The sequence below is a fragment of the Curtobacterium flaccumfaciens genome, from assembly GCF_051548005.1.
Lineage (GTDB): Bacteria > Actinomycetota > Actinomycetes > Actinomycetales > Microbacteriaceae > Curtobacterium.
On sequence record NZ_JBPUGH010000012.1, the window covers coordinates 1 to 26724 of the forward strand.

Here is a 26724-nt window from a genome sequence, read left to right on the forward strand (position 1 = left end):
GGCGAGCGCTCCGACGGCCGCCAGCGCGTCGCGGGCGCGACCACGGGCCTCCCGGCCGGAGGCGCCGACCGCGCGCGGTCCGAAGGCGACGTTCGCGAGGACGGAGCGGTGCGGGAAGAGGTCGGAGCGCTGCGCGACCAGCCCGATCCGCCGGCGGTGGGTCGGGACGGTCCGGCGGTCGTCGGACAGCGTGCGGCCGTCGAGGACCACCACGCCGCGGTCGGGACGGACGAGCCCGGCGAGGACGTCGACGACGGTGGACTTGCCGGCGCCGTTCGGACCGATGAGGGCGACGCACTCGTCGGCGCCGACGTCGAGCGCGACGTCGACGTCCCGTGCGCGGACGACGACGTGTGCGCTGAGGCCGCTCACGTGAGCACGCTCCGGTTGCGCAGCGAGGACGCACCGATGACCACGACCGCGACCACGACGAGCACGAGCGAGAGCGCGACCGCGGTGTCGGGGTCGATCTCGCGCTGGAGGTAGATCTCGAGCGGGAGGGTCCGTGTCACACCCTGCAAGCTGCCGGCGAAGGTGAGGGTGGCGCCGAACTCGCCGAGGGCCCGGGCGAAGCAGAGGACGAGCCCCGCGGTGATGCCCGGCAGGATCCGGGGCGTGGTGACGGTCAGGAGGGTGCGGGTCGGACCCGCGCCGAGCGTCGCCGCGACCCGCTCGTACCGGTCGCCCCCGACGCGGAGCGCTCCCTCGATCGAGGACACCAGGAACGGCATCGACACGAAGGTCTGTGCGATGACGACCGCGGTCGTCGTGAAGGCGATCCGCAGTCCGTGCTCGTCGAGGAACGCCCCGATCGGTCCCAGTCTCCCGAAGGCGGCGAGGAGCGCCAGACCGCCGACGACGGGCGGCAGGACGAGCGGCAGCAGGACCACGGCACGGGCGACCCCGGTCCACCGTGACGTCGACCGGGCGAACACCACGGCGAGCGGGTAGCCGAGGACGAACGCGATGCCGGTGGTCGCGGCCGCGGTCCCGAGGCTGAGCCCCAGGGCGGCTCGCGATGCGGGCGAGGTGACGAGGGCGACGAACGAGCCCCAGTCGACGCGGCCGACCATCGCGAGGACGGGCACGACGACGAACAGGCCGCCGAGCACCGCGGGGACCGGGAGCCACCACGGGACGGGGCGGCGCACCGGTCAGGGCTTCCCGAAGCCGGCGTCGGCGAGCACCTTCTGGCCGGCGTCGGACAGGACGTACGCGGTGAACGCCTTCGCGAGCTCCGGGTCGGTCGACTCCTCGAGGACCCCGATCGGGTAGGTGTTGACCGCCGAAGACGCCTCGTCGAAGCGCACGCCGTCGACCTTGCCGCCGGAACCCTCGACGTCGGTGACGTACACGAGCCCGGCGTCGGCCTGCCCCGACTCCACCTTGCCGAGGACGTCGGTCACGGACTGCTCCTCGCTGACCGGGCGGAGGTCGACGCCCGTGGCCCGCTCGACCTTCGCGGTCGCCGCTCCGCACGGCACCGGTTCGGCGCACGTCACGACCTGCAGCCCGGACCGCGTGAGGTCGTCGAGGCCGGTGATGTGCTGCGGGTTGCCGGGGGCGACGGCGATCTCGAGGGTGTTCGTCGCGAAGTCCCTCGGCGAGCCCGCTGCCACGTCGGTCTTCACGATCTTGTCCATGTTCGCCTCGTCCGCGGAGGCGAACACGTCCGCGGGAGCGCCGTTGCGGATCTGCGTCACGAGGTCGCTCGACCCGGCGAACGAAAACCGGATGGTGGTGCCCGGGTGCGCCTGCTCGAACCGGTCGCCGAGGGTCGTGAAGGTCTGCTGCAGGGAGGCCGCGGCGAAGACCGTGATCGTGCCGGCCGGCGCGCCGGACGACGACGCGGACTCCGTCGCCGCGGGAGCGCCCGGAGAGGAGCACGCGGCGAGCGCCAGCGCTGCGATCGTTCCGGTGGCCAGAGCCGTCATCCGCAGGAGCGTCTTCACTCGGTCAGCGTAGCCGCATCTGCGTGAACGTCGCCGCCTGCTCCGGTTTCCGGATCCGCCGTCGGTCGCCCTTCGGCCAGCCAGGCCGTGATCCCTCCGTCGAGGACGACCACCGGGCGTTCGAGCGCACGCGCGTAGGCGGTGGCCCGACGTCCGCTCGCGCAGACGGCGACGACGGTGCGGTCGTCCGGGCGCAGCGCCTCGGGCGGGATGCTGCCGGCGATGATCCCGGTCGCGCGTTCCTCGGGCGTCCGGACGTCGACGAGGACGAGGGGTCCGTCCGCCGCCAGCGCCGCCGCCAGCGCCGAGGGCGCGATCGTCTCGGGCACCGTGTCGGCGACCGGTGCCGGCCGTCGCGATCCCGGCCCGCGCCGCAGGGGGCTCTCGGTCCACCGCCAGCGCCGGGCGTCGACCGTGAGGACCCGGCCGAGGAGCGGCTCGCCCAGGCCGGCGACGAGCGCGGTCACCTGCGCGGCCATCACCGACCCGACCGCACCGCAGAGGGCGGGCAGGACGCCGTCGAGCGCGCAGGACCCTTCGTCCGGCAGGACGTCGGGGTGCAGGTCGTGGAAGTCGACGGGGTCCGACCCGGCGTCGTGGAACACCGAGACCTGGCCGTCGTAGCCGAGGACCGTCCCCCAGACGAACGGGATGCCGTGGGCGGCGCAGGCGTCGGAAACCGCCCGGGTCACGACCACGCTGTCGGCGGCGTCCACCACGACGTCGTGGTCGGCGACCTGCTCGGCCGCGAACGAGGCCGTGAGCGCGACCACCTCGAGCGACGGGTCGACCGCGCGCAGGCGCTCCGCGGCGACCTCGGCCTTCGGTCGTCCGACGTCCGCCAGGTCGAAGAGGACCTGTCGAGCGAGGTTCGACGGGTCGACGACGTCGTGGTCGACCACGGTCAGCCGCCGGAGGCCGGCACCGGCGAGGTACTGCAGCACGGGGGCTCCGAGGCCACCCGCTCCGACGACCAGGACGCTGGCGTCGGCGAGGGCGGCGAGGGCTCGGTCCCCCGCCCCCTGCAGCGCGGCGGTGCGGGAGGTCAGGGCGCGGCGGGCGTCCGCGGGGGCGGTGCGGGCGTCGCCGGGGGCGGTCACTCGCGGCCCGCCGTCTGGTCGGGCTCCGGGACCTCGACGGAGACCATCGTGGCCTTCACCGACGCGACCGCGACCGATCCGACCTCGAGCCCGAGCTCGCGCGCCGCCTCGGCACTCATGAGCGACACGACCCGGTGCGGACCGCTCTGCAGTTCGACCTGGGCCATCACCCCGTCGACCGCCAGGTCGGTCACGATCCCCACGAAGCGGTTGCGCGCCGAGCTCCGGACGCCCGACGGGTCGCCGAGCTGCGCGCCGCGCTGCCGGGCGTGCTCCGCGAGCTCCCGCCCGTCGACGACCGCACGGCCCGCCCCGTCGTCGTGGCGGGTGAACGTGCCGCCGTCGACGAGTCGTCGCACGGTGTCGTCGCTCACCCCGAGGTACGTCGCCGCGTCGCGGATCCGGAGCATCGTCATGGCCCGACGATAGTCCGTGCTCCGGCCGGGAACCGACATGTGAACTCTCAGTGGACGGCACGGTACGGTCAGGCCTCCGCCCAGCCCGCACCGGTACCGTGCAGGTCGTGACCTCCCCCCGTACCGACACCATCAGGGTGCAGCCAGGCCTCTCCACGGCCTCGGTGCGGGAGCGGCTGCAGGCCGTCCCGAGCGGCGTCCGCGTCGCCGTCGTCCGGACGCCGGAACTGACCATCGGGGCACTCGGGGTCCTCGTGGCCGCCGCGTTCGCCTGGGTGCCGTCGCTCTGGTACGACGAGGGTGCCACCGTCACGAGTGCACAGCGCACCTGGCCGCAGCTGTGGGCCGAGCTGCACAACGTCGACGCCGTGCACGGCCTCTACTACGCGCTCATGCACGCGTGGTTCTGGCTCGTCGGGTACACGCCGTTCACGCTCCGGTTCCCGAGCGCCCTCGCGATCGGTGTCGCCGCCGGACTCGTGGTCGCTCTCGGACGACGCCTCGGCGGCCGGCGTCTCGGCATCGCCGCCGGGCTCGTGTTCCTCGCGCTCCCCCGCGTACAGTGGGCCGGGAGCGAGGGGCGCTCGTACGCGACCATCACGACCTTCGCGGTGTGCCTGACGCTCGTCGGGATGACCGCGGTCCGTCGCTCCCGGAACGGCCGGAGCCTGCACTGGTGGGTCGCGTACGGCGTCCTCGCCGTCGTCGCGATCACCTTCAACGTCTACCTCGCCCTCGCTGTCGCGGCGCACGGCGTGACCTTCCTCTGGACGATGCTCGCCGACCGCCGGGCACGGAGTGCCGACCGCGGCGTCAGGCCGCTCGCCCCGGGCGGGTCACTGCTCCGGTGGGCGATCGTCTCCGTGGTCGTCCTGCTCGCCGTCTCACCCTTCGTGCTCGCCGTCGCCAGCCAGTCGAAGCAGGTGGCCTGGCTCGGACCGATCAGCGAGCGCACGCTCCCGCAGGTGTTCGCGACGGCATGGTTCGGCGGTGTCGAGGTGTACGCCGCCGTCGCGTGGGCGCTGATGGTCCTCGGCGTCGCGACCGCGCTGGTCGCGACCCGCCGTCCGTCCGCCACGGTCCGGTCGCTGTTCCGCGCACAGGCCGTCCGCGTCGCGCTCCCGCTCGTCGTGGTCCCCACGCTCGCCCTGCTCGTCGCCACCGCGATGGGCCGGCACCTGTACACGCCGAAGTACGCGAGCCTCAGCCTGCCGTTCGTCGCGCTCCTCATCGCGCTCGGCATCACGGTCATCCGCAAGCGCGCGGTGCTCGCCGGTGCCCTCGTGGCCGTCCTCGTCCTGTCCGTCCCGACGGCCGTGCTCGTGAAGACGCCGCGCTCGAAGCAGGACTCCACGTGGTCGGTCGCCGCCTCGATCATCGCCTCCGAGCGGTCGAAGCAGCACGACAGCGACGAGGGGGTCGTGTTCGGTAGCGTCTACGGGCACCCCGGGACGACCGCGGACATCATCCGCCAGGCCTACCCGAACGCGTTCGCGGGCATGACGGACCTCGCCGTCCGCAAGGACGGCGCAGCCTCGGGTGTGCTCTGGAACCAGAACGGCGACGTCGCCACCACGATCCCGAGCCGACTCGGCGACATCGACACGGTGTGGTTCGTCGGCGGGACCGTCAAGGCGCGCAACATCCAGCCGGAGACCACGCAGGTCCTCACGGAGCACGGCTTCACTGCGGTCCACCACTGGAAGACCGGCACCGTGGTGCTGACGGAGTACAAGCGGTCCTGAGCCCGGTCGGCCGCCCAGCCGACCGGAGCCGTTCCGCTGTCAGTGCACGACGCGGGCGCCGTGCACCGGCCCCGCAGCACGCACCGCCACGAGCCCGGCGGCACTGAGCTCCACCTGGACCTCGAGCGCGGCGTCCCGGTCAGCGACGAGGAACGCCACCGTCGGACCGCTCCCCGACACGAGACCCGCGAGCGCGCCGGCCTTCTCGCCGATCTCGAGCGTCTCCGCGAGCGAGGGCTGGAGCCGCATCGCCGGGGCCTGCAGGTCGTTGTGCAGGCAGTCCGCGAGCAAGCCGGGGTCGCCCGCGCGGAGCGCCTGCAGCACGTTCGCCTCGACGACGGGGGTCGTGGGCGCCGGGGCGATGTCGGCCCGGTACCGCTCACGGTGCTCGTCGAGCGCACGGTAGACGGCGGGCGTCGAGAGCCCGGTGTCGCTGAGGGCGAGCACCCAGCGGAACTCGCCCTTCGCGAGCGCCGGGCTGAGTTCGTCGCCGCGCCCCGTGCCGACCGCGGTGCCGCCGGCGAACGCGAAGGGGACGTCAGCGCCGAGCTGTGCAGCGAGTCGGAGGAGCTCATCGCGGCCGAGCGCCGTCCCCCAGAGCGTGTCCACCGCGAGCAAGGTGGCTGCGGCGTCCGCCGAACCCCCGCCCATGCCGCCGGCGACGGGGACGTGCTTCTCGATCGTCAGTCGGACCCCACCGCGGTGCCCGGACGCGTCAGCAACGAGCCGGGCTGCCCGGATCGCGAGGTTCGACTCGTCCGTGGGCACCGCCGTGGTGTCGATCGGGCCCGTGAAGGTGACCGAGAAGTCGTCGGCCGTCTCGGCGATCACGTCCTCGTAGAGCGACACCGCCTGGTACGCCGTCGCGACGTCGTGGTAGCCGTCGTCCTGCAGGGCGCCGACGGACAGGAACACGTTGATCTTGCCGGGGGCGCGCGTCCGCACGCGGGTCGGTGCGGCCAACGAGGTCATGGCTCCAACCTATCCCGCGGCCGGAGCACGTTCCTGCGCGTGACGGCCGAGCCGACGGCAGCCGGCTACGACCGCGCGGCCGCGAAGCCGCGCGCGAGGTCTGCGAGGACGTCGTCGATGTGCTCGAGCCCGATCGACAGCCGGATCAGCCCCTCTCCGACACCGGCGGCTGCACGCTCGGACGGCGTCATCTGCACGTGCGTGGTCGACGCCGGGTGCACGACGAGCGACCGGACGTCGCCGATGTTCGAGACGTGGTCGAACAGTTCGAGGGCGGCGACGAACCGGCGGCCGGCCTCGAGCCCTCCGTCGAGGTCGAACGCGAGGACCGCCGACGGCCCCTTCGGCACGTAGCGCTGCGCCAGGGCGTGCCACGGCGACGAGGGGAGTCCGGCGTAGTGCACGCCGAGGACCTGGTCGTGGGCGTCGAGCCAGGAGGCCACCGCGGCGGCGTTCGACACATGCCGCTCCATCCGCAGCGACAGTGTCTGGATCCCCTGCAGTACGAGGAAGGCGGTGAACGGGGCGATCGCCGGACCGAGGTCGGCGGAGAGCTTCGAACGTGTGCGCTGGATGAACGCGCGCGGCCCGAACTTCGCCGCGAAGTCCGTCCCGGCGAACCCGGAGTGCTCGACGCTGGTCAGCTGCGGGTACTTGTCCGGGTACGCCGCCCAGTCGAACTTCCCCGAGTCGACGATGAGACCGGCGATCGCGCTGCCGTGCCCGGCGAGGTACTTCGTCGCCGAGTGCACGACGATGTCCGCACCGTGCTCGATCGGGCGGACGAGCCACGGCGTCGCGATGGTGTTGTCGACGATCAGCGGCACCCCGGCCTCGTGCGCGACACCGGCGACTCCGGCGAAGTCGAGCACGTCACCGCGCGGGTTCGGGATCGACTCCCCGAAGAACGCCCGCGTCTCCGGACGGACGGCCGCCGCCCACTCGGACAGGTCGGTCGGGTCCTGTACGAACGTGAACGAGATCCCGAGGTCACGGAGCGTCGACGCGAAGAGCGTGTACGTCGCGCCGTACAGCGAGGCGCTCGACACGACGTGGTCACCGGCACGGGCGACACCGAGCACCGCGAGGGTCGTGGCAGCCTGCCCGGAGGCGAGAGCGAGCGCACCGGCCCCGCCCTCGAGGTCCGCGATCCGCCGTTCCAGCGCTGCCGCCGAGGGGTTGTTCACGCGGGAGTACGTGTGCCCCGGGGCGTCGAGCAGGAAGCGCGCGGCGGCGTCCTCGCCGGACGGGTACACGAACGCGGCGCTCTGCGCGATCGGCGGCACATTCGCTCCCCAGCCCGGGTCGGCCTTGAAGCCCGCTCGGATCTGCCGGGTCTCGAACGCCCAGTCGTCCTCGACCGCGGGCATCAGGCGCCGACCTCGGTCGGCACCGGGACGGACGGACGGACGAGCGGGATGACCTGCTCGCCGAAGCGCTCCATCTCCTCGAGCTGCGGCGAGAACTGCAGCAGCAGGGTGTCGACTCCGGCGTCCTCGAACTCCTTGATCCGGTCAGCCACCTGCGAGGGGGTCCCGACGAAACCGGGGCGCAGCCCGCGGTTCGACACCGAGTAGTCCTCCAGCGACGGCACGTGCTCGAGCTGCGACTTCGAGATGAAGTCCTGGTAGGACTCGTAGGCCCTGCCGTGCTGCACGTCCGTGATCCGGGCGAGCTCGGCCTGTGCCTCCGCCTCGGTCTCGCGGACGATCACGTACGCGGCCATCCCGAACGCTTCGAACGGCTCGCGCCCCGCGTCCTCGCGGCGACGGCGCATCTCGGCGATCTTCGTCCGGAGTTCCTCGACGGTGCCGCCGTGGGTGACGTACGCGTCGGCGTAGCCCGTGATCGCGGCCTTGCCCGCCTCGCTCTCGCCGCCGGCGTAGATGCGCGGGGTGACGCGGGGCTTCGGCTCCAGGTGCGCGTTCTCGACGTCGTAGTACTCCCCGTGGAACGAGTACGGGGTCTCGCGCCAGAGGCCCTTCATGACCTCGACGAACTCCGCCGTCCGCTTGTACCGGTCGTCGTGCTCGGAGAAGATCCCGCCGTACTGCTTGGCCTCCTCGGCCCACCAGGCGCTCACCACGTTGAACGTGAACCGGCCGCAGGAGATGTCGTCGATCGTCGCCGCCTGCTTCGCGGTGACGGCCGGCAGGTGGTAGCCGGGACGCATCGCCGCCATGATCTCGAGTCGCTCGGTCGTCGCGGCGATGGCCGCCGCGAGCGACCAGGCCTCGAGCGACGGCGCCGCCGTGCCCTTGATGTCGTTGAGGTTCAACTCCGGCACGAGCGTCAGGTCGAAGCCGATGCGCTCGGCTCGCTGCGCGAGCCGCTTCACGTAGTCGAACGTGACGGGCATGTCCTCGTCCTCGACGTTGCGCAGCCAGCCGCCGAAGAGCGGGGTCCAGTATCCGAATCGCACGGGTTGTTCCTTGGGTGGTGAGTACCGGCCTGGAGGCACGGGGCGGGCCCGCACCGTGCCTCCAGGCCGTGGGTGGCTTGGAGCTCAGACCGCGACGGTCTGGTACTGCGCGGCCAGCAGGCCGCCGGTGAAGCGCGCGATCGCGCGCGGTCCGGAGACCGGCGCGGACGCCTCGACCGCGGGGTTGTAGTTCGTGTTCGTGTTGATGTCGTACACGACGTGCCGGCCGTCCGTGGTCTCCATGAACTCGACCCCCGCGATCGGGATGCGCTGCTCGGCGAGGAACGTCCGGAGCTGCTGGACGAGCGGGTGCGACGCGGTGACGTCCTCGCGGACGCTGAACGCAGCCGGCGCGCCGGCCGTCTCGGCACCGGGCACGTCGCAGACCGCCCCGGCGATGACTTGGGGCACCTCGCACGCGTCGGCCGGGCAGAGCTCGAAGCTGCCGGCGCTCGTGTCGACGCGCACGGCGTAGACGAACTCGCCACCGACGAACTCGAGGCGCGTGATGAACGGCTCCCGCGCGGTGAGGTACTCCTGCAGGAGCGTGATGCCGTCGACGGGCGCCTCGAACTCCGGGCTGTCGACGTACTCGTCGAACTCCGCGAGCGAGTCGAACCGCCGCACGCCGAGGCCCTTGCCGCCCTGGTTGTGCTTCGTGATGAACGGGACGTCCTGCCCGCCGGTGAAGGAACGGGCGGCGTCCTTCAGCCCGGTGGAGCCGAACACGGCGGTGGTGCGCGGCACGTCGAACCCGGCGTCGCGCAGCAGGCCGTGCTGGGCGACCTTGGACACCTCGAGCTCGAGGACGTGGCTGCCGTTCACCACCGTCCGCCCGGCACGCTCGAGCCAGCCGAGGAGCGCACGCGTGTACTCCTTGCTGTGCTCGTGGCCACGGGTGTGGCTGCTCGCCGACATGCGGCTCCAGTAGACCCCGGGGGCGGGCTCCGCGGCGAGGTCGATCTGCCCGTCGGTGAGGAGGATCTCCTCGACCGGGACGCCCTCGGCCTCGAAGGCAGCGGCGAGCGGCGGGAACCACTCGGGGTTCTCGTGGATGACGTACACGCGCGGAGAGCTCACGCGCCTACCCTAGGCACGGCGTGTGACAGGCGGCCAGGTGTGTGACGCGCCGTTTCGCACACCGAAGCAACCGGCAACATTTCAGTACGGTGCCGTGGTGCGACTCATCTTCATCGACGAATCGGGCCGTGACGACGCGTTCTACTTCTTCGGCGCGTTGATCGCGGATGCGGCTGCGGTGCGTCAGATCGAGCAAGGACTCGACGGGGTCGCGTGCCTCGTCGCTGCCCACGTCTCCGGATTCGATCCCGACACCGAGTTCCACGCGGTTGACATGTTCCACGGCGAACGTGCTTGGAAGCGGGTGCCCCTCGGTTGGAGAGTGAAGGCTTGTACGCTCGTCGCGAAGGTCCTGGCGCGTTCGAGCGCATCGTTCATCTTCCGCGGCATCGATCTCGAGGCGCACGGTCGCAAGTACGGATCCAACGCGTACCCGGCGCATCTCCTGACGCTGGCGCATGTGCTCGAGAGTGTGCACGAACGCCTGCGGTGGTTGGACCACTCCGAACAATTGGGACTCGTGCTCGCGGATGAGCACCACTCCGCCGCAGGTGCGAGGAGGAGCCTCCGGAGCTTCAAGGTCGAGAGTGCTCCGGGTTACACCAGGAAGCCGCTCACCCGGATCGCCGACACGATCTACTTCGGGCCCTCACACGAAAGCAGGATGCTCCAGGCGGCCGACCTCGCAACCTACTTCCTGAACCGCTCGAAGACGGTCACCGAGAAGGATCCACGATCAGCCGATGCGGTCCGGAAGATCGCGGATCTCATCGGCGAGATCACGATCGTCGACTACGTATGGTCGCCGGCATGACACAACGCCCCGCAACTGCGGGGCGTTGGCTGGGTGCGGGAGGCCCTGGGCGTCCTGCAGGACCAATGTAGCCAGAACGTCCGACAGCGTGCAAGACCCACGAGCCGTCTCCGCTTCGTTCCGATCCTTCACGGAGCGCTGGTCGGTCGCTGAGGGAGCCGCGCATCGCGCAGCAGGACGACGCGGAAGCACGCGCCTCGCTCGACGGGGACGGCGGTGATGCGCCCACCGAGCCGATCGACCAGACGCGCTGCGATGGACAGTCCGAGTCCGGTGCCGACCGGCCGTTCGTCGCGGTGGCGGTCCCGGAGGGCTCCACGGACGAAGGCACGGTGCAGGTCCTCGACCGCGATGCCGGGGCCGTCGTCGGCGACCTCGACGACGACGCCCGCCGGCTCGTCCCCGACCCGGACCACCACCTGCCCACCGGGACGCGCCACACGCAGGGCGTTCTCGACCAGCCCGTCGACCACCTGTCGCAGGCGGAGGGGGTCGGTGCGTGTCACGGCCTCCGCCACGTGCGACTCGGCGCCGACCCGGGCCCCGACCGTCGCGGCGCGCCCCTCCCACGCGCGGACGCTCTCGGAGACGACCTGCACGACGTCGACGAGTCCTCGGCGGACCGGGAAGTCGTCCGCCTCCAACCGCGCGAGCGTCAACAGGTCGGCGACGAAGGCGTCGAGGCGCTCGGTCTCCGCCCGGACGACCGTGCCGACCCGGGCCGTCTCGTCGACCGGGACGAGACCGTCCGCGAGTGCGTCCGCGTAGCCCCGCACGGCCGCGAGCGGCGTGCGGAACTCGTGCGAGATCGAGGTGAGGAACTCGCGCTGGGCCGCTTCCGACCGGGCGAGCTCGCGGTCGAGGAGCGCCAGCGCACGCTGCACGTCGGCGATCTCCGTCACTTCGGCGATCCGGCCGTCGGACGGCCCCCGTTCCGCGAGCACGCCGCGCTCACCCGAGGCCAGTCGCGCGGCGATCGCCGAGACACCCCGGAGCGGTCGGGTGACGTACCGCGCGACCAGCACCCCGAGGACCATCGCGACGAGCACGCCGATGAGGAGCGCCACCGCGAACCGGGCGAGCACGGTGTCGGCGTGCAGCACGGACACGTCCTCGACGGCGACCACGGAACCGCCGCCACGTGCCGGGACCGCCTCGACCAGCAGTGTCCGCCAGCCGTCCACCTGCCGGACGGACAGCCGGTCCGTCGTGGTGAGCCGTGCCTCCAGGCCGGACGGCAGCGACGTGACGACGCCACCCACCGCACCGTCCCCGCCGGAGCCGAGGTCGATCCGTCCCTTGCTGCGACGTTCGACGCGGGCGGCGAACGCGGCGCGCTGCCCCGCCGGCGCTGCGGCGAGCGCCTGCGCCGTGGCCAGGAGCACCTGACGGGTCTGACCGATGGACTCCTGGCGGACCAGCTGGAACCCCACGACGCTGACGGCGAGCACCGCGACCAGCGCGACCGCCACCGTCGTCGCGACGATCCGTCCGGTCAGGCTGCGGCTCCTCATCCCTGCCCCTCCGGGTCGAACGCGTACCCGACGCCTCGGACGGTGCGGATGCCGGACTCCTCGCCGAGCTTCGCGCGGAGCTGCGCGACGTGCACGTCGACCGTCCGGGTGCCGCTGAAGTCGGCGACACCCCAGACCGCCCCGAGCAGCTGTGCCCGCTCGAACACCCGACCGGGCTCCCGCGCGAGGTACGCGAGCAGGTCGAACTCGGTCACCGTCAGTGCGACGGGTTCCCCGCCGACCGTCACGCGCCGACGGACGGTGTCGATCCTGAGTCGGCCGGCGACGACGACCGGCTCGGTGCGAGGCGTCGCCCGCCGGACGAGGCCGCGGACCCGTGCGGCGAGTTCGCGCCCGGAGAACGGCTTCGTGACGTAGTCGTCGGCGCCGAGCTCGATGCCGAGGACACGGTCGACCTCGGCGTCGCGCGCGGTGACCAGCACCACCGGAGTCCAGTCGTCCGCGTCGCGGAGGGCGCGCACCACCCCGATCCCGTCGAGCGACGGCAGCCCGATGTCCACCACAGCGGCGACGGGAGCGGTCCTCCGGATCGTGGCGAGGGCGTTCGCTCCGTCCCGGACGACGAGGACCTCGAACCCGGCGTCGCGCAGGTAGAGGCGCTCGACGTCGGCGATGGCCGGCTCGTCCTCGGCGACGACGACGAGCCCTCGTGCGGTGTCCACGTGCCGATCTTCGGGCCGGACCGCCGGGAACGCGACCGGAAGCCGCCCGTCCCGGTGCGCGTCCGTACAGGACCCGAACACTGCGGTGACGTCGCCCGATCCTGCTGGTCCGACCATCGTCGTGTCGTGGTCGTCCGGTCACGACGTCGTCGGTCGCCGTCGCGACCGTCCGCCAGGAGGAACACCATGCTGCCCACCACCCGTCGCCGCCTGCTCGTCACCACCGCCGCTGCCGCCGTCTGCCTCTCCGCCGTCGGCGGCGTGGCAGCGCTCGGCGGAGCAGCAGCGGACGCTGCGACTCCCACCGCACCGACCGCGACACCGTCCGCGACGCACGCCCGTCCGCGTCTCTCCGCTGCGGAGCGGACGGACCTCCGGCGGATCGAACACGCGATGCCGGGGTCGTTCCGTCGAGCCCTGCGCGAGGCCGAGCACCACCGGACCACGACCGAGCGGAAAGACGCGGTCGCGGCGCTCGAGCGGCACGCGGTGTCGGGGACGTACGGCGACACCGTGCGGACCGTCGTGCAGGACGCGGTGCAGGCAGGGACGTCCTCGTTGCCGTCGCGGACCGCCGCCCGGGTGGAGGCGATCGAGGGCGGGCGGCGGACCGACCTTCGGCGGGACGTGCGCGTGTTCCTGCGTCGTGCCCTCGACGATCGGTACGGGTCGACGCTGCAGCACGAGCTCGAGCAGTTGGGCCAGGGGCTCCCGGCGGTGCCGCCGCGCTCGTCGGGCTCTGGTTCGTCGGGCTCTGGTTCGTCGGGCTCTGGTTCGTCGGGCTCTGGTTCGTCGGGGTCTGATTCGTCGGGGTCTGGTTCGTCGGGGTCTGACTCGTCGTCCGCCAGCTGACCGGACCGGTCAGCCCGCGAACGCCTGGGTGCCGACGACGCCGAGCAGCTCCAGCTTCTCGGCGTCCTCGGTGCCGGGCGGTGCGGTGAAGAGCAGGAGGGCCTGCGCCCGGTTGTCGGTGTGCAGGACCTGACAGTCGACGGTGATGGTGCCGAGCTCCGGGTGGACGAAGGTCTTCCGGTCCTCCCAGCGGGTGCGGACCTCGTGGAGTGCCCAGAGCTCCCGGAACGCGGGGCTCTCCCGCTCCAGGTCGGCGACCAACTGCTGCGCCCGTCGGTCCCCCGGCCCGGCCGTGCCGACCGCCGCGCGGAGACTCGCGACCTGCGCTCGCGCGAGGCGGTCGTGCTGCTCCGGCGCGTACTTCGCCCGCTCGGCGGCGGTCATGAACCACCGCCACGGCTGGTAGCGCTCGTTGCCCGGCAGGTCGACCGTCGAGCCGAGCAGCGCCGCCGCCAGCCGGTTCTCCACGAGGGTCTCGCCGAGGTCGTTGACCACGATCGCCGGGGTGTCCTCGAGCCGGTCGAGCACCCGGAGGATCGCGGGGTCGACGTGGTCGGAACGGTGCACCCGGACCGGAGCGTTGTGCCCGGAGAGGTGGAACAGGTGGTCCCGCTCGTCGAGGGAGCAGCGGAGCGCACGGGCGATCGCCGCGATCATCTGCTCGGACGGCTGCGGACCACGCTGCTGCTCGAGCCGGGTGTAGTAGTCAGCGGACATCCCCGCGAGGGCAGCGACCTCCTCGCGCCGCAGACCCGGGGTCCTCCGGCGCGTCCCGCTCCCCAGCCCCACGTCCTCGGGGCGCAGGAGCTCGCGTCGTCGGCGGAGGAAGTCGGCGAGGGCGGCACGGTCCATGTCCCTCATCGTGCACCGCGAGCGCGGGCCGAGCCAGGGATCGGCGATCCCCCGATGACCGCGCTCTGGTTCGGCCCCGAACCTCGGAGCATCGTGGAGGCATGGACATCACGAACGCCACCGTCTTCATCCCCGGCGCGACCTCCGGCATCGGCCTCGGACTCGCCCTCCGCCTGCAGGCCGCGGGCAGCACCGTCGTCATCGGCGGCCGCCGCGCCGAACTGCTGGACTCGCTCCACGAGGAGCACGGGTTCGACACCGTGGTCGTGGACGTCGCCGACCCCGCGTCGATCGCTGCCGCCGCCGACACGGTGCTCGCCGCTCACCCCTCGCTCGACGCCCTCGTCACGATGTCGGGCATCATGCGGACCGAGGACCTCCGGGACCCCGGCCACGTCGACGACGCCGTCGCGACCGTCGAGACGAACCTGCTCGGCACCATCCGACTCGTCGACGCCTTCCTGCCGCACCTGCTCACCCGCCCCACCGCCACCGTCGTGACGGTGTCGTCGGGCCTCGCGTTCACACCGCTCGCCGCGACGCCGACCTACAGCGCGACGAAGGCCGCCGTGCACTCGTACACGCTGTCGCTCCGGCAGCAGCTCACCGGGACGCCCGTCTCCGTGCTCGAACTCGTCCCGCCGGCGGTCGCCACGGACCTGCTCGGAGGCGCGGACTTCGGTGGCATGCCGCTCGACGACTTCCTGTCCGAGGTGATGGGGCTGCTCAGCTCGGGCGCCGCGCCGGAGATCCTCGTCGAGAACGTCCTGCCGCTGCGGTGGTCCGAGCGCGACGGGACGCAGCAGCAGCTCATCGAGGTGCTCGCCGGTCGCGGGCACTGACGGCGCCGCGCCGCTCGAGTCGTGCCACCGGAGCCGGCGAAGGGGCCCGACCGGTGGATCTGGCGGTCAGTCGCTCACCGGCCCCGGCTCGCCGCCGCGCGCCTCGCGCCGACGCACCCAGCGGTCGACCGCGCGGTTCGCGAGCCACAGCGCCGAGATGCTCCCGACGGCCACGAGCGACGAGTCGACCGGCCGGCCGACCATGCGGGCCGCGACGTACCCCGCGAAGAGCGCGATCACCCAACTCAACGGGGCGAGGGGCCCGCCCTGGAGACCGGCGGGCGACGTCTCGTCGGCGTCGTCATCGTCGTCGGGGGTCTCGTCACTGCTCATCCGGGCGAACGCGACACCCCAGACCACGAGGAGGACGCCGAGCGGGATCGCCACCCAGGCGGCGTCACTCGCCGGGTGGCGCACGGCAGCGGCGACGGCGAGCACGGCGACCACCAAGCCACCCATCACGAACGTCGTAGTGATGGCACGGGCGAGCTTCGAAGGGCGTTGCGGCACCCGGTGAGCGTAGCGCGGTGCCGGCCGCCGTCGGCGGCCGTGGGGCGTCAGAGGCCGGCGAAGAGCTGCTGCAGCTCGGCCTTCGCGTCGGGCATCCGCTCCGGACCGGTCAGCCGCTCGCGTTGCACGCTGACCCGGACCGTCCCGGGCTTGGTACCGTCCTCGGTGTTGAGGAGGACCGATTCGCGATCCGAGAAGGTCCACCGCGCCGACGGCCGCTTCCCGCCGCGACTCTGCGACGTCGGGTGGAACCCGAGCGCGGCGATGACGACGGGGACGATGCGGTCGAGCACGGCCTCCCGCTCGCCGGGGAGCTGCCGTGAGGCAGAGACCGCGAAGGTCCCGTCGGAGCGCTGCCCTGGGATCCGCAGCCCGCGCGCCTGCTCGTAGCCGATCGCGACTCCCTGCGCCCACCACCCGTCGACGCCCTGCTCGACGAGCCACGCGGCGATCGCGGTGTGGCCGAGGTGCTGGCCGCCGGCGGCGTCGAGCTCGGCGTGCCAGTCGTCGGGCATTCTGCCGGTCGCAGCCATGATGCGTTCCGGTCCGGCTCCTTGCGTGTGTGATCGCACCGTCCCGTCGCTCATGGGGTCAGCGTAGGGCCGGCGCGATCGCATCGCGCGCGGAGGATGTCCAGGCAGGCAGCTCCCGGCCTTCGCCCCACGGAGCGCACGACGTCGCGCGGGAGGAACAGCGGCAGGAGTGACGCGTCCACCGCCCCGAACGTCGGCTCGACCGTCACGAGCCCATCGGCGTCGGCTGCCATCACCAGGGCTGCTTGCACCGCACTCATGGACGAGAGCCGGAACCGTTCGCTGTAGTACATGAGGTCATCCATCAGGTCCGACAACTCGACGTGCACGGCGTCGGACTCGAGGAGCACGCTGCGCCACCGCCCGAGGAACGAGCGAGCGAGCTCGTCCGGTCCTGCACGAAGAGTCGGCGCCGAGCGGCACCGAGCGCGAATCCTCGCCCAGGAGGCCGTGCCGAACGCTCGATCGTGGAGCTGGCGTTCGAGCACGTCGGTGAAGAGCAGGCGGGTCCCCGCTCGCGTCAGACGTTCGAGGAAGTCAGCGGCCGCTGCGTGGTGCCGCGTCTCGGACTCGAGTGCCGCGAAGACGAAGCTGTTATCGAGCACCCGGCATGCGCTCGAGCGATTCCGTCGCCTAGACGCGGTCGGCCCGGCTCACAGCAGCGTGTGCGGCGAGGTCACGCTGCGCAACCGGACAGGCTCGCTGCTGAAGGTCGGAGCATCCAGGATGGCCCGCACCGCTTTCGCGCGTTCATCCGGTGTTCCGACAGGGCGCCGACGTCAACCGGCAGCGAGTACCGTCCGCCCGAGCCGCACGAAGTCGTCGACCCCGATGACCTCGCCACGCGCCGTCGGGTCGATCCCGGCAGCGGTCAGCACCTCGGCCGCACGCGCGCTCCCCCCGAGGACGCCCGACAGGCTCTGCCGCAGCATCTTCCGCCGCTGCTGGAACGCCGCGTCGACGAGCGCGAACACCCGGGACCGCAGGGCTTCGTCTCCGGGCTGCTCCCCGCGGTCGAACCCGACGAGCACACTGTCGACGTTCGGCACCGGCCAGAACACCTGACGGCTGACCTGACCGGCGATCGACCACGACCCGTACCAGGCGGCCTTGACGCTCGGCGAGCCGTAGACCTTGCTGCCCGGGTCGGCGGCGAGCCGGTACCCGACCTCGGCCTGCACCATCACGAGCGCACGTTCGATGCTCGGGAAGGTCGCGAGCAGGTGCAGGAGCACCGGCACGGACACGTTGTAGGGCAGGTTCGCCACGACGTGCGTCGGAGCTTCCGGCAGGTCGGACGCCGCGACGGTCAGGGCGTCCTGGTGCACGACCCGGAGCCGTGCGTCCGGCTGCATCGCCGACACGGTCGCCGGGAGCTGGGCGGCGAGGCGTCCGTCGATCTCCACCGCGGTGACCGACGCACCGGTCTCGGTCAGGCCGAGCGTGAGCGAGCCGAGGCCCGGTCCGATCTCGAGGACCCGGGACTCCGGCGTCACACGCCCGGATGCGACGATGCGACGCACGGTGTTGGCGTCGTGCACGAAGTTCTGACCGAGCTTCTTCGTCGGCGTGACGTCGAGCTTCGCGGCGAGGTCGCGGATCTCCGCCGGACCGAGGAGCGCCCCCACGACTACTCCGCCACCGTGACGGGTTCGGCGTCCCACGCGCCGTAGACCGTCTCGGTGTTCGAGGCGATCTGCGCGGCGAGCATCGAGACGTCGGTGCGGAGGGTCTCCGCCATCGAACGCAGCGTGAGCGGGATGAGGTACGGCGCGTTCGGTCGACCGCGGTACGGCGTCGGGGTGAGGAACGGCGCGTCCGTCTCGACCATGACCAGGTGGCGCGGGGCGACCTCGAGCGCATCGCGGAGGGACTGCGCGTTCTTGAAGGTCACCGTGCCCGCGAAGGACATGTACCAACCGCGCCCGGCGCAGAGGCGGGCGAGGTCGGGACCGCCGGAGAAGCAGTGGAAGACGGTGCGCTCCGGTGCACCGACGCGGTCGAGGACCTCGACCACGGCGTCGTGCGCGTCACGGTCGTGGATGGTCAGCGCGAGGTCGTGCTCCTTCGCGATGCGGATGTGCTCCTCGAACGAACGGACCTGAGCGGCGCGGCCGTCCTCGCCCGTGCGGAAGAAGTCGAGGCCGGTCTCACCGATCGCGCGGACCCGGGGCAACGCGGCGAGCTCGGCGATCCCGGCGAGGTGCTCGTCGAGGGTGCCGGCAGCGTCGAGCACCGGTGCTTCGTTCGGGTGCAGCGCGACCGCCGCGAGCACGCGGGGTTCACGGGCGGCGACGGCGGCGGACCACTGCGAGGTCGCGAGGTCGGTGCCGACCTGCACGACGCCGCGGACGCCGACGCTCGACGCGCGGTCGAGGTGCTCGCGGTACTCGAGCGGCCCGTCGCCGCCCTCGCCCACGCCGTCGGCGATCTCCATGTGGGTGTGGTTGTCGTACACGGGGACGACGAGCGCCTGCGGGAGGGGCGGGTAGGTCAGGTCGCGCTTGGACCCACCGCCCGATCCCTCGCCGCGGGCACGGACGTGCGCCGCGTCGGTCACGCTGCGCCCTGCTCCGGCTGCTGCTCGATCCGCGGGAAGAGCCCGGACTCGAGCGGCACGACCTGTGCGGCGCCCTGCCACTCCCAGGCGCGATCGATGCGCTGCTCGGCGATCGAACCGCCGGCGCCGATCGACGCCCAGAGCTTCTCGGTCGCCTTCGGCATGACCGGCGAGACCAGGACCGCGACGGTGCCGAGACCGCGGAGCGCGGTGACGAGCACGGTCGCGAGTCGCTCACGCTTCGTCTCGTCCTTCGCGAGGGCCCACGGCTCCTGCTCGGTGATGTACCCGTTCAGGGCGTCGACGAGCTCCCAGACGGTGGCGATCGCGTCGTGCGGCGCGAAGGCGCCCACGGCGGCGTCCGCGCGCTCGGTCACCGAGCGGGCGAGGTCCTCGATCGCACGGTCCGCGTCGGTCGACTCGCCGGCGGCAGGGACGACGCCGTCGAAGTACCGGCCGAGCATCGCGACGATGCGCGACGACAGGTTGCCGAACCCGTTGGCGAGCTCGGCCTGGTACCGGGCGGAGATGTCCTCCCAGCTGAAGTTGCCGTCCTGCCCGAAGGTGATCGCGCGGAGGAAGTAGTAGCGGAACGCATCCGAGCCGAACGTGTCCGTGATCTCCGACGGCGCGATACCGGTCAGCTTCGACTTGGACATCTTCTCGCCGCCGACGAGGAGCCAGCCGTGCCCGTAGACGCGCTTCGGCACCGGGAGCCCGGCAGCCATCAGCATCGCGGGCCAGATGACGGCGTGGAACCGGGCGATGTCCTTGCCGACGATGTGCACGCTCGGCCAGAGGCGCTGGAAGGCCTCGTCGTCGTCGGAGCCGTAGCCGAGCGCCGTGACGTAGTTCAGCAGCGCGTCGAACCACACGTAGAGGACGTGGTCGTGGTCCCAGGGGATCTGGATGCCCCAGTCGAAGCTGGACCGCGAGATCGACAGGTCGCGCAACCCCTGCTTCACGAACGAGATGATCTCGTTCCGGACGCTCTCGGGCTGGATGAACTCCGGGTTCGACTCGTAGAGGTCGAGCAGCCGCTGCTCGAAGTCGGACATGCGGAAGAAGTAGTTGCGCTCGGACAGCACCTCGACCGGGATCGAGTGGATGGCACAGACCTGCTGGCCCTCGTACGCGCCGGTGCCGGCGACGAGGTCGCTCGGCTGCTTGTACTCCTCGCACCCGACGCAGTAGAAGCCCTCGAACTCACCGGCGTAGATGAAGCCGTCGTCGTACAGCTTCTGCAGGAACGCCGTCACGCCCCGTTCGTGACGCTCGTCCGTGGTGCGGATGAAGTCGTCGTTGGCGACGTCGACCGTCTCGAGCAGGGGCTTCCACGCGTCGGTGACGAGCCGGTCCGCCCACTCCTTCGGCGTGACGTCGTTCGCCGAGGCCGTCCGCAGTATCTTCTGCCCGTGCTCGTCGGTCCCGGTGAGCAGCCAGGTGTCCTCACCGCGCTGACGGTGCCAGCGCGCGAGCATGTCCGCGGCGACCTCGGTGTAGGCGTGCCCGATGTGGGGCACGTCGTTCACGTAGAAGATCGGCGTGGTGATGCTGAAGGAGGACCCGTCGGACATGCGGACCATCCTACGGGCGCGCGGAGCGCGCATGACGCGGTTGTGGAGAAGCCGGACGGGAGGCCCGTGGCGGGCCCGCCCCGCGCCTCCAGTCCGCTGATCGATGCGTTACTTCGCGGCCAGCGCGCCCTCGTAGAGGTCCCGCTTGGACAGGCCGGTCGCGTCCGCGACCGCCGCGGCGGCCTCCTTCATGCGCGACCCTGCGGCGACCCGCTCGAGCACGAGCCGGACACCGTCGTCCAGTGACGCGACGTCGTCGCTGCCGGACGACCCCTCGACGACGACGCAGATCTCACCGCGCGACCCGTCGGCGGCCCAGGCGGCGAGCTCGGCGAGTGTGTCGCGGCGGACCTCTTCGTGGAGCTTCGTCAGTTCCCGGCACACGACGGCGCGTCGGTCGTCGCCGAACGCGGCGGCCATGTCGGCGAGGGTGCCGCCCAGCCGGTGCGGCGACTCGAAGAAGACCATCGTGCGCCGTTCGCCCGCCAGCGCCTCGAACGACCGACGCCGCTCCCCCTGCTTCCGCGTGGGGAAGCCCTCGAAGGTGAAGCGGTCGGTCGGCAGACCCGACACGGCGAGCGCGGTGAGGACGGCCGACGGGCCGGGGATCGCCGTGACCGTCACGCCGGCTTCGGCTGCAGCGGCCACCAACGGGAACCCGGGGTCACTGATCGCCGGCATGCCCGCGTCGGTGAGGACCACGACGTCGTCGTCCTGGGCGAGTGCGACGACGTCCGCGGCACGTTCGCGTTCGTTGTGCTCGTGGAGGGCGATGAGCCGCGGGCGGTTCTCGATCCCGAGTGCGCGCATGAGGTGCACCGCGGTACGGGTGTCCTCGGCGGCGACGACGCTCGCGTTCGAGAGGGTCTCGACGAGACGTCGGGATGCGTCCCCGAGGTTGCCGATGGGGGTGGCTGCGAGCACGATCACCCGTCCATTGTCGCCGCACGGGGGCTGTCCACAGCACCTCCGGGGTCGCAGCCGGGTCATGGGGAGTCTCCGTAGGATGTCCGCGATGACCAGCGAGCTGACCGACGACCGCCGGGACGTGGCGGACCGCCCGACCGGCTCGCGACTCGACGACTGGTGGGCGCACGTCCTCCGCACCGGCACCCGCGTCGCGTTGTGGCGCTGGACCGGGCCCCTCGCGGTGACGCTGCTCGCGGCCGTGCTGCGGCTCGCCGGGCTCGGTCACCCGCACTCGCTCGTGTTCGACGAGACGTACTACGTCAAGGACGGCTGGTCGATCGTGCACCTCGGGTACGAGGGCACGTGGCCGGCGAACTCGTCGGAGGAGGGCGCGCCGACGACGGACCAACGGTTCGCGGACGGGCAGACCGACCTGTTCTCGCAGGCCGCGGAGTTCATCGCGCACCCGCCGCTCGGCAAGTACCTCATCGGGCTCGGCATGCTGCTGTTCGGGGCGGACAGCTCGTTCGGGTGGCGCATCACCGTCGCGGTGCTCGGCATCGCCACCGTGTTCCTCACCGCGGTCATCGCTCGGTCCCTGTTCCGCTCGACCGCGATCGGCACGCTGGCCGGCTTCCTGCTCGCGATCGACGGTCAGGCCATCGTGCTCTCGCGCGTGACGCTCCTCGACGGCATCCTGACCTTCTTCGTGGTGCTCGGCGCCGGCGCGCTCCTGCTCGATCGGCGATGGACCGAACGGCGGCTCGACGCCTGGGTGGCACGTCGCGTCGCCGCCGGGCGGGACACGCTGTGGGGGCCGTTCCTCTGGTGGCGGCCGTGGCTCGTCGCGATGGGACTCGCGCTCGGGCTCGCGACCGCGACGAAGTGGTCGGGCATGTTCTTCCTGGCGTTCTTCGCGGTGTACTCGGTGCTCGGCGACATGATGATGCGGCGGCGGGCGGGCATCGAGTTCTGGTCGTCGAGCGCGTTCCTGCAGCAGGCGCCGGTGTCGTTCCTGCTCACCGTGCCGATCGCCGCGGCGACGTACCTGGCGTCGTGGACCGGTTGGTTCCTGTCACGGGACGGGTGGGACCGCGACTGGATCGGCTCCGAGGGCGGCCAGCGGTGGACAGGGCTGCTGGCCTGGGTGCCGGACAGCCTGCAGAACTGGTGGCACTACCAGTCCGAGATCTACGGCTTCAACATCGGCCTGCACACGCCGCACTCGTACCAGGCGAACCCGCTGCTGTGGCTCGTGATGCAGCGGCCGACGTCGATGTACTACGTCGGAACGAACGCCGGGCAGGACGGCTGCACGGCTTCCCGCTGCGGCGAGGCGATCACCGGGATCGCGAACCCGTTCATCTGGTACGCCTCGGTCATCGCCGTGGTGGCGTTGCTCGTGCTCTGGGTGCTGCGCCGACGGTGGGAGTACGGCTTCGTCCTGATCGGTGTCGCGGCGGGCTACCTGCCGTGGCTGATGTACGTCGACCGCACGGTGTTCCAGTTCTACACGATCGCCTTCGAGCCGTTCATGGTGATGGCCCTCGCCGCGACGATCGGACTCGTGCTCGGTCGCCGGACGGACGAACGCTCGCGCCGGACCCGCGCGGTCGTCTGGGTCGGCGTGTACCTCGGCGTCGTCGTGCTCGCGTCCGTCTACTGGTACCCCATGTGGACCGCGATCCAGATGCCGTGGGACTTCATCCGGTCGCACTACTGGGTGCCGAGCTGGTTGTAGCCGGCGCGGCCGTACTGGCGTCGCTCAGCCGGCGGGCTGCATCGCCCGCTCGAGGGCGTCGCGATCGAGCGGTTCGCCGAGCATGGGGTCGGCGTGCTCCGGCGGCAGCACCGCGTCGATGAGCAACTGGGCGTAGCGGCGCCAGGCGTCGGGGTCGGTCGCCCGGGTGGTGTCCGCGACCGCGCCGAGCATCTGCGTGAGCATCGGGAGGTCGCGGTAGTCGAAGCCGTCGCGCACGACACCTGCGGCCTTGGCCCGCCGGATGATCTCGGACACCTGGGCCTCGAGCCGGTTGCGCTCCTCGACGATGGACGGCCGAGCCTTGCCAGCGCGCACGATCGCGTCCGCCAGTGCCCGGTCTCGTGCGCGGAACTCGAAGACGCCCATCAGGTAGACGCGGAGCGCTTCGCGCGGGTCGAGTTCTTCCGCAGCACGGGCTGCGGCGCCGTTCATCGCCTCGAACTTGGTGGCGAGCAGGGCTTCGATCAAGGCGTCCTTGTCAGCGAACCGCCGGTACACCGTCCCCACGCCGACCCCCGCCTCGTGCGCGATGTCGTTCAGCGTGACCGTCAGACCGCGCTCCGCGAAGCACTTCCGCGCCGTCTGCAGGATCAGCTCGCGGTTGCGTGCTGCATCCGCACGGAGGGGGCGGTCGAGGTCGGTGGTGCTCACGAGGAGAAAAGTAGTCGACGATTCTGGGAACAAACGGATGCGGTCCCTCCGTTTCCATGTACACTCGACACAAGCGGATGCAGGGCATCCGCTTTCTCCGGTCGATCCGACCATCCTCCCCTCCACCTTCCAGAAGGAGGCTGCCCGTGACGGCAGAACAGACCGCGCCGACCCCGACCGGGTCCGCGCCCACCGCCCAGACCTCCCCGCCCGCCGCTCCTGCCCGTACCAACCACCGGTGGGTCGCCCTCGCGGTCATCGCCCTCGCGCAGCTCATGGTGGTGCTCGACGCCACGATCGTGAACATCGCGCTGCCGTCCGCCCAGGCCGACCTCGGGTTCGGCACCGACCAGCGGCAGTGGATCGTCACCGCGTACTCGCTGGCGTTCGGCTCGCTGCTGCTCCTCGGCGGGCGGCTCGGCGACCTCTTCGGCCGGAAGAACACCTTCATCATCGGGCTCGTGGGCTTCGCGCTCGCATCCGTCCTCGGTGGCCTCGCGGACTCGTTCGGACTGCTCGTCGCCGCGCGGGCTCTGCAGGGGGTCTTCGGAGCGCTGCTCGCTCCGTCGGCACTCGGCATGCTGACTACGACCTTCCGCGACCCGAAGGAACGCGGTCGCGCCTTCGGCATCTTCGGGTCGATCGCCGGCTCGGGTGCCGCACTCGGACTGCTCCTCGGTGGGGTGCTCACCGAGTACGCGTCGTGGCGCTGGTGCCTCTACGTCAACGTGGTCTTCGCCGTCCTCGGCGTGATCGGCGCGCTGGTGTTCATGGCGAAGCCGCCGAAGGTCGACCGTCCCCGGATCGACGTCGCCGGGGTGCTCACCATCACGGCCGGCCTGGTCGGGATCGTCTACGGGTTCTCGAACGCCGAGACGAACGGTTGGGACGACCCGCTGACCATCGTGATGCTCGCCGCGGGTGTGGTGCTCGTCGCCGCCTTCGTCTTCATCGAGACCCGGGTCGCGCACCCGCTGCTGCCGCTCCGCGTGGTGCTCGACCGCGACCGCGGCGGCTCGTACCTCGCGATCGGTCTCGTCGCGATCGGGATGTTCGGCATCTTCCTGTTCCTGACCTACTACCTCGAGCAGACCCTCGGTTTCACGTCCCTGCAGACCGGTCTGGCGTTCCTGCCGATGCCGCTGTCGATCATCGTGTCCTCGACGCAGATCGGTGGACGACTCCTGCCGCGCGTGGGCCCGAAGGTGCTGGTCTTCGCCGGTGGACTGGTCGCGGCCACGGGCCTGCTCCTGCTGCTCCGGACGGATCTCGACAGCTCGTACGCGGGCACCGTCCTGCCGGCGCTCGTCGTCATCGGGCTCGGCATGGGCACGATCTTCTCGTCGGCCATCAACACCGCGACGACCGGGGTCGCGCGCGCCGATGCCGGCGTGGCGTCCGCGACGGTCAACACCATGCAGCAGATCGGCGGCTCGATCGGCACGGCACTCCTCTCGACCATCTTCACGGACGTCGTGAAGGACCGGTTGGCCGACCTCTCCGCCGCGCCGACGAAGCTCCAGAACGCCCAGGCGGTGCTCGACGGGTACCATGTGGCGTTCGGCATCTCGGCCGGGGTCCTCGTGCTGGTCGCCCTCGCCGGCGGGCTGCTCATCAACCGGCAGTCGGTGCGGCTCGCGAAGCTCGAGCACGCCGCCGCGACGGCGACCGGGAGCATCGCGACCACCGCGCACTGACGGTCCCCTTCGACGCAGGCGCGTCACGACGACCCGTTCGGCTCCGTGCCGGGCGGGTCGTCGCCGTACGGGGCGGAGTCGGCCGAGCCCGGTAGCGGACTCGCCGTGTGGGGCCGGCGCCGCTGCCGAACGACGGGTCCGATGTCGTGCGACGGCGGCGAGGTCGTTCGGCAGCGGCCGGACGCCGTGCCCCCGATGCCGAACACCGTGCTCCAGCGCCGCCTACGACCCGGCAGCCGTCCGGCGCTCGCTCACCGGAACTGGCCGAGAGCCGAATCGCGCGGCACGGAACGGCGAGCAGTTGCGCAGTGTTGCGGTTCCCCGCGCAGGCGTCAGGGGTCCTCGTTACGGTGGCGGCATGGCCCCCGTCCTGACCTCGCCGCTCGTGTCGACGCAGTGGCTCGCAGACCACCTCGGTGCTGACGAGCTCGTCGTCCTCGATGCCTCGGTCCACACGTCGGGTACCGGACTCGAGACCACGTGGCGTCCGGCGCAAGACGCCTACGCCGACCGCGGGCACGTACCGGGTGCGCGCTACGCCGACCTGCTCGAGGACTTCTCGGCACCGGACGGCGACGTGCCGTTCACCCGCCCCGGCGCCGAGCAGTTCGAGACCGCCGCGGGGCGCCTCGGCGTCACGAACACGTCGACGGTCGTGGTGTACGACGACGGCGTCGGGCAGTGGTCGGCTCGCCTCTGGTGGATCTTCCGGTCGTTCGGCTTCGACTCGGTGGCCGTGCTCGACGGCGGCTTCACGAAGTGGCGCGACGAAGGGCGCCCGGTCCGGATCGGTGCCCTCGCCCGTTCAGCGCAGGCCCCGGAGTCGCCCGCGTTCCTCGCGGGCGAAGAGCGGCCGCTCTGGGTCGACCACGACCGGGTGCGGCGTGCGACGACGGGTGTCGAGCCCGCGGCGCTCGTCCTCGCGGCGGACGACACCGCGCTCGGCGACGACCACGCTCCCGTGATCCCCGGCAGCACGGCGATCCCGGTCGGCACCCTCGTCGACCCCGACACGAACGCCTACCTGAAGGGGCGGGCGCTCGCCGACGCCTTCGCGGAGGTCATCGAGTCCGAGGAGATCGTCACCTACTGCGGGGTCGGGACGGCGGCGTGCGTCGACGCACTCGCCCTGACGGTCCTCGGACACGACCGGGTGCAGGTGTACGACGGGTCGCTCATCGATTGGTGGCGCCGCGAGCCGGAATCCGTCGCGTCCTGACCAGGCGCTCGGCCCGCCCTGCGCGGAACCCGTACGACGAACCTGGCGCGGAGCCCGCCCGG

Annotated in this window: 27 protein-coding genes; 7 read left to right on the forward strand and 20 right to left on the reverse strand. The window is 71.8% G+C overall.

Annotation, left to right across the window (positions count from 1 at the left end; genetic code table 11):
• From ACSW7Y_RS03125 to ACSW7Y_RS03145, 5 genes are all read right to left on the reverse strand, one after another.
• Window positions 1-372: ATP-binding cassette domain-containing protein (locus ACSW7Y_RS03125; protein WP_438124882.1), on the reverse strand; the 372-nt coding region annotated here is incomplete at its 3' end.
• Complete coding sequence (locus ACSW7Y_RS03130) at window positions 369-1151, reverse strand: ABC transporter permease (protein ID WP_438124883.1); 783 nt, start codon at window positions 1149-1151, stop codon at window positions 369-371. The genes ACSW7Y_RS03125 and ACSW7Y_RS03130, both read right to left, overlap by 4 nt.
• A gap of 3 nt (window positions 1152-1154) precedes the next feature.
• Entirely contained in the window at window positions 1155-1934 is a 780-nt protein-coding gene (modA, locus tag ACSW7Y_RS03135) for a molybdate ABC transporter substrate-binding protein (RefSeq protein WP_438124920.1), read from the reverse strand.
• Window positions 1935-1948: 14 nt separating this feature from the next.
• Complete coding sequence (locus ACSW7Y_RS03140) at window positions 1949-3052, reverse strand: ThiF family adenylyltransferase (protein ID WP_438124884.1); 1104 nt, start codon at window positions 3050-3052, stop codon at window positions 1949-1951.
• Window positions 3049-3468: a TOBE domain-containing protein gene (locus ACSW7Y_RS03145; RefSeq protein WP_438124885.1), complete on the reverse strand. Its 420-nt coding sequence runs from the start codon at window positions 3466-3468 to the stop codon at window positions 3049-3051. The genes ACSW7Y_RS03140 and ACSW7Y_RS03145 overlap by 4 nt, the downstream gene beginning before the upstream one ends.
• A gap of 107 nt (window positions 3469-3575) precedes the next feature.
• Here ACSW7Y_RS03145 and ACSW7Y_RS03150 point away from each other — a divergent pair, with 107 nt between their 5' ends.
• Window positions 3576-5213 (forward strand): glycosyltransferase family 39 protein, encoded by a 1638-nt coding sequence (locus ACSW7Y_RS03150; RefSeq protein ID WP_438124886.1) that lies wholly within the window; start codon window positions 3576-3578, stop codon window positions 5211-5213.
• A 39-nt stretch (window positions 5214-5252) separates the two neighbouring features.
• On the opposite strand, the gene ACSW7Y_RS03155 is transcribed toward ACSW7Y_RS03150, so the two are convergent.
• The 4 genes from ACSW7Y_RS03155 to ACSW7Y_RS03170 all read right to left on the reverse strand — a co-directional run bounded on the left by ACSW7Y_RS03155 (window position 5253) and on the right by ACSW7Y_RS03170 (window position 9687).
• The gene (locus ACSW7Y_RS03155; RefSeq protein ID WP_438124887.1) at window positions 5253-6185 is read right to left on the reverse strand and encodes a 4-(cytidine 5'-diphospho)-2-C-methyl-D-erythritol kinase; all 933 of its coding nucleotides are present in this window, start codon (window positions 6183-6185) and stop codon (window positions 5253-5255) included.
• A gap of 65 nt (window positions 6186-6250) precedes the next feature.
• Window positions 6251-7555 carry an O-acetylhomoserine aminocarboxypropyltransferase/cysteine synthase family protein gene (locus tag ACSW7Y_RS03160; RefSeq protein WP_438124888.1) on the reverse strand — a complete coding sequence of 435 codons (1305 nt, stop codon included), beginning with the start codon at window positions 7553-7555 and terminating at the stop codon, window positions 6251-6253.
• Window positions 7555-8607 carry an LLM class flavin-dependent oxidoreductase gene (locus ACSW7Y_RS03165; RefSeq protein ID WP_438124889.1) on the reverse strand — a complete coding sequence of 351 codons (1053 nt, stop codon included), beginning with the start codon at window positions 8605-8607 and terminating at the stop codon, window positions 7555-7557. Before ACSW7Y_RS03165 ends, ACSW7Y_RS03160 begins: the two co-directional genes overlap by 1 nt.
• An 84-nt stretch (window positions 8608-8691) precedes the next feature.
• Complete coding sequence (locus ACSW7Y_RS03170; RefSeq protein WP_438124890.1) at window positions 8692-9687, reverse strand: ATP-grasp domain-containing protein; 996 nt, start codon at window positions 9685-9687, stop codon at window positions 8692-8694.
• A 97-nt stretch (window positions 9688-9784) separates the two neighbouring features.
• On the opposite strand from ACSW7Y_RS03170, the gene ACSW7Y_RS03175 reads away from it, so the two are divergent.
• Window positions 9785-10501 carry a DUF3800 domain-containing protein gene (locus tag ACSW7Y_RS03175; protein ID WP_438124891.1) on the forward strand — a complete coding sequence of 239 codons (717 nt, stop codon included), beginning with the start codon at window positions 9785-9787 and terminating at the stop codon, window positions 10499-10501.
• A 128-nt stretch (window positions 10502-10629) separates the two neighbouring features.
• Here ACSW7Y_RS03175 and ACSW7Y_RS03180 read toward each other — a convergent pair whose 3' ends face one another.
• Together ACSW7Y_RS03180 and ACSW7Y_RS03185 are read right to left on the reverse strand one after the other, a co-directional pair.
• Window positions 10630-12015 (reverse strand): sensor histidine kinase, encoded by a 1386-nt coding sequence (locus ACSW7Y_RS03180; RefSeq protein WP_438124892.1) that lies wholly within the window; start codon window positions 12013-12015, stop codon window positions 10630-10632.
• Entirely contained in the window at window positions 12012-12698 is a 687-nt protein-coding gene (locus tag ACSW7Y_RS03185) for a response regulator transcription factor (RefSeq protein WP_438124893.1), read from the reverse strand. Before ACSW7Y_RS03185 ends, ACSW7Y_RS03180 begins: the two co-directional genes overlap by 4 nt.
• A 186-nt stretch (window positions 12699-12884) precedes the next feature.
• On the opposite strand from ACSW7Y_RS03185, the gene ACSW7Y_RS03190 reads away from it, so the two are divergent.
• Window positions 12885-13550, forward strand: coding sequence for a hypothetical protein (locus ACSW7Y_RS03190; protein WP_438124894.1), 666 nt, complete (start codon window positions 12885-12887; stop codon window positions 13548-13550).
• Window positions 13551-13559: 9 nt separating this feature from the next.
• Here ACSW7Y_RS03190 and ACSW7Y_RS03195 read toward each other — a convergent pair whose 3' ends face one another.
• Complete coding sequence (locus tag ACSW7Y_RS03195; RefSeq protein ID WP_438124895.1) at window positions 13560-14402, reverse strand: helix-turn-helix transcriptional regulator; 843 nt, start codon at window positions 14400-14402, stop codon at window positions 13560-13562.
• 101 nt (window positions 14403-14503) lie between these two features.
• Between ACSW7Y_RS03195 and ACSW7Y_RS03200 the strand changes: the two genes are divergently transcribed.
• Window positions 14504-15244, forward strand: a complete 741-nt coding sequence (locus tag ACSW7Y_RS03200; protein WP_438124896.1) for an SDR family oxidoreductase — start codon at window positions 14504-14506, stop codon at window positions 15242-15244.
• A 66-nt stretch (window positions 15245-15310) separates the two neighbouring features.
• Here ACSW7Y_RS03200 and ACSW7Y_RS03205 read toward each other — a convergent pair whose 3' ends face one another.
• The 7 genes from ACSW7Y_RS03205 to rsmI form a co-directional block, all read right to left on the reverse strand.
• Window positions 15311-15754, reverse strand: a complete 444-nt coding sequence (locus ACSW7Y_RS03205; protein WP_438124897.1) for a hypothetical protein — start codon at window positions 15752-15754, stop codon at window positions 15311-15313.
• Between the two features lie 47 nt (window positions 15755-15801).
• Window positions 15802-16341 carry a hypothetical protein gene (locus tag ACSW7Y_RS03210; RefSeq protein ID WP_438124898.1) on the reverse strand — a complete coding sequence of 180 codons (540 nt, stop codon included), beginning with the start codon at window positions 16339-16341 and terminating at the stop codon, window positions 15802-15804.
• The gene (locus ACSW7Y_RS03215) at window positions 16338-16892 is read right to left on the reverse strand and encodes a hypothetical protein (RefSeq protein ID WP_438124899.1); all 555 of its coding nucleotides are present in this window, start codon (window positions 16890-16892) and stop codon (window positions 16338-16340) included. The genes ACSW7Y_RS03210 and ACSW7Y_RS03215 overlap by 4 nt, the downstream gene beginning before the upstream one ends.
• A gap of 174 nt (window positions 16893-17066) precedes the next feature.
• A complete protein-coding gene (gene rsmA, locus ACSW7Y_RS03220) occupies window positions 17067-17915 on the reverse strand; it encodes a 16S rRNA (adenine(1518)-N(6)/adenine(1519)-N(6))-dimethyltransferase RsmA (protein ID WP_438124900.1) in 849 nt (282 codons plus the stop codon).
• Between the two features lie 2 nt (window positions 17916-17917).
• Complete coding sequence (locus ACSW7Y_RS03225; RefSeq protein WP_438124901.1) at window positions 17918-18847, reverse strand: TatD family hydrolase; 930 nt, start codon at window positions 18845-18847, stop codon at window positions 17918-17920.
• Window positions 18844-20424, reverse strand: coding sequence for a methionine--tRNA ligase (gene metG, locus ACSW7Y_RS03230; RefSeq protein WP_438124902.1), 1581 nt, complete (start codon window positions 20422-20424; stop codon window positions 18844-18846). Before metG ends, ACSW7Y_RS03225 begins: the two co-directional genes overlap by 4 nt.
• A 108-nt stretch (window positions 20425-20532) precedes the next feature.
• A complete protein-coding gene (gene rsmI / locus ACSW7Y_RS03235) occupies window positions 20533-21354 on the reverse strand; it encodes a 16S rRNA (cytidine(1402)-2'-O)-methyltransferase (RefSeq protein WP_438124903.1) in 822 nt (273 codons plus the stop codon).
• An 85-nt stretch (window positions 21355-21439) separates the two neighbouring features.
• On the opposite strand from rsmI, the gene ACSW7Y_RS03240 reads away from it, so the two are divergent.
• Window positions 21440-23074, forward strand: a complete 1635-nt coding sequence (locus tag ACSW7Y_RS03240; RefSeq protein ID WP_438124904.1) for a dolichyl-phosphate-mannose--protein mannosyltransferase — start codon at window positions 21440-21442, stop codon at window positions 23072-23074.
• A gap of 24 nt (window positions 23075-23098) precedes the next feature.
• Here the strand turns inward: ACSW7Y_RS03240 and ACSW7Y_RS03245 are convergent, their stop codons facing one another.
• Entirely contained in the window at window positions 23099-23746 is a 648-nt protein-coding gene (locus ACSW7Y_RS03245; protein ID WP_438124905.1) for a TetR/AcrR family transcriptional regulator, read from the reverse strand.
• A gap of 146 nt (window positions 23747-23892) precedes the next feature.
• Here ACSW7Y_RS03245 and ACSW7Y_RS03250 point away from each other — a divergent pair, with 146 nt between their 5' ends.
• Together ACSW7Y_RS03250 and ACSW7Y_RS03255 are read left to right on the forward strand one after the other, a co-directional pair.
• On the forward strand, window positions 23893-25443 hold the full coding sequence (locus tag ACSW7Y_RS03250) for an MFS transporter (protein WP_438124906.1): 1551 nt from the start codon (window positions 23893-23895) through the stop codon (window positions 25441-25443).
• 358 nt (window positions 25444-25801) lie between these two features.
• Complete coding sequence (locus ACSW7Y_RS03255) at window positions 25802-26662, forward strand: sulfurtransferase (RefSeq protein ID WP_438124907.1); 861 nt, start codon at window positions 25802-25804, stop codon at window positions 26660-26662.
• Window positions 26663-26724 lie beyond the last annotated feature (62 nt).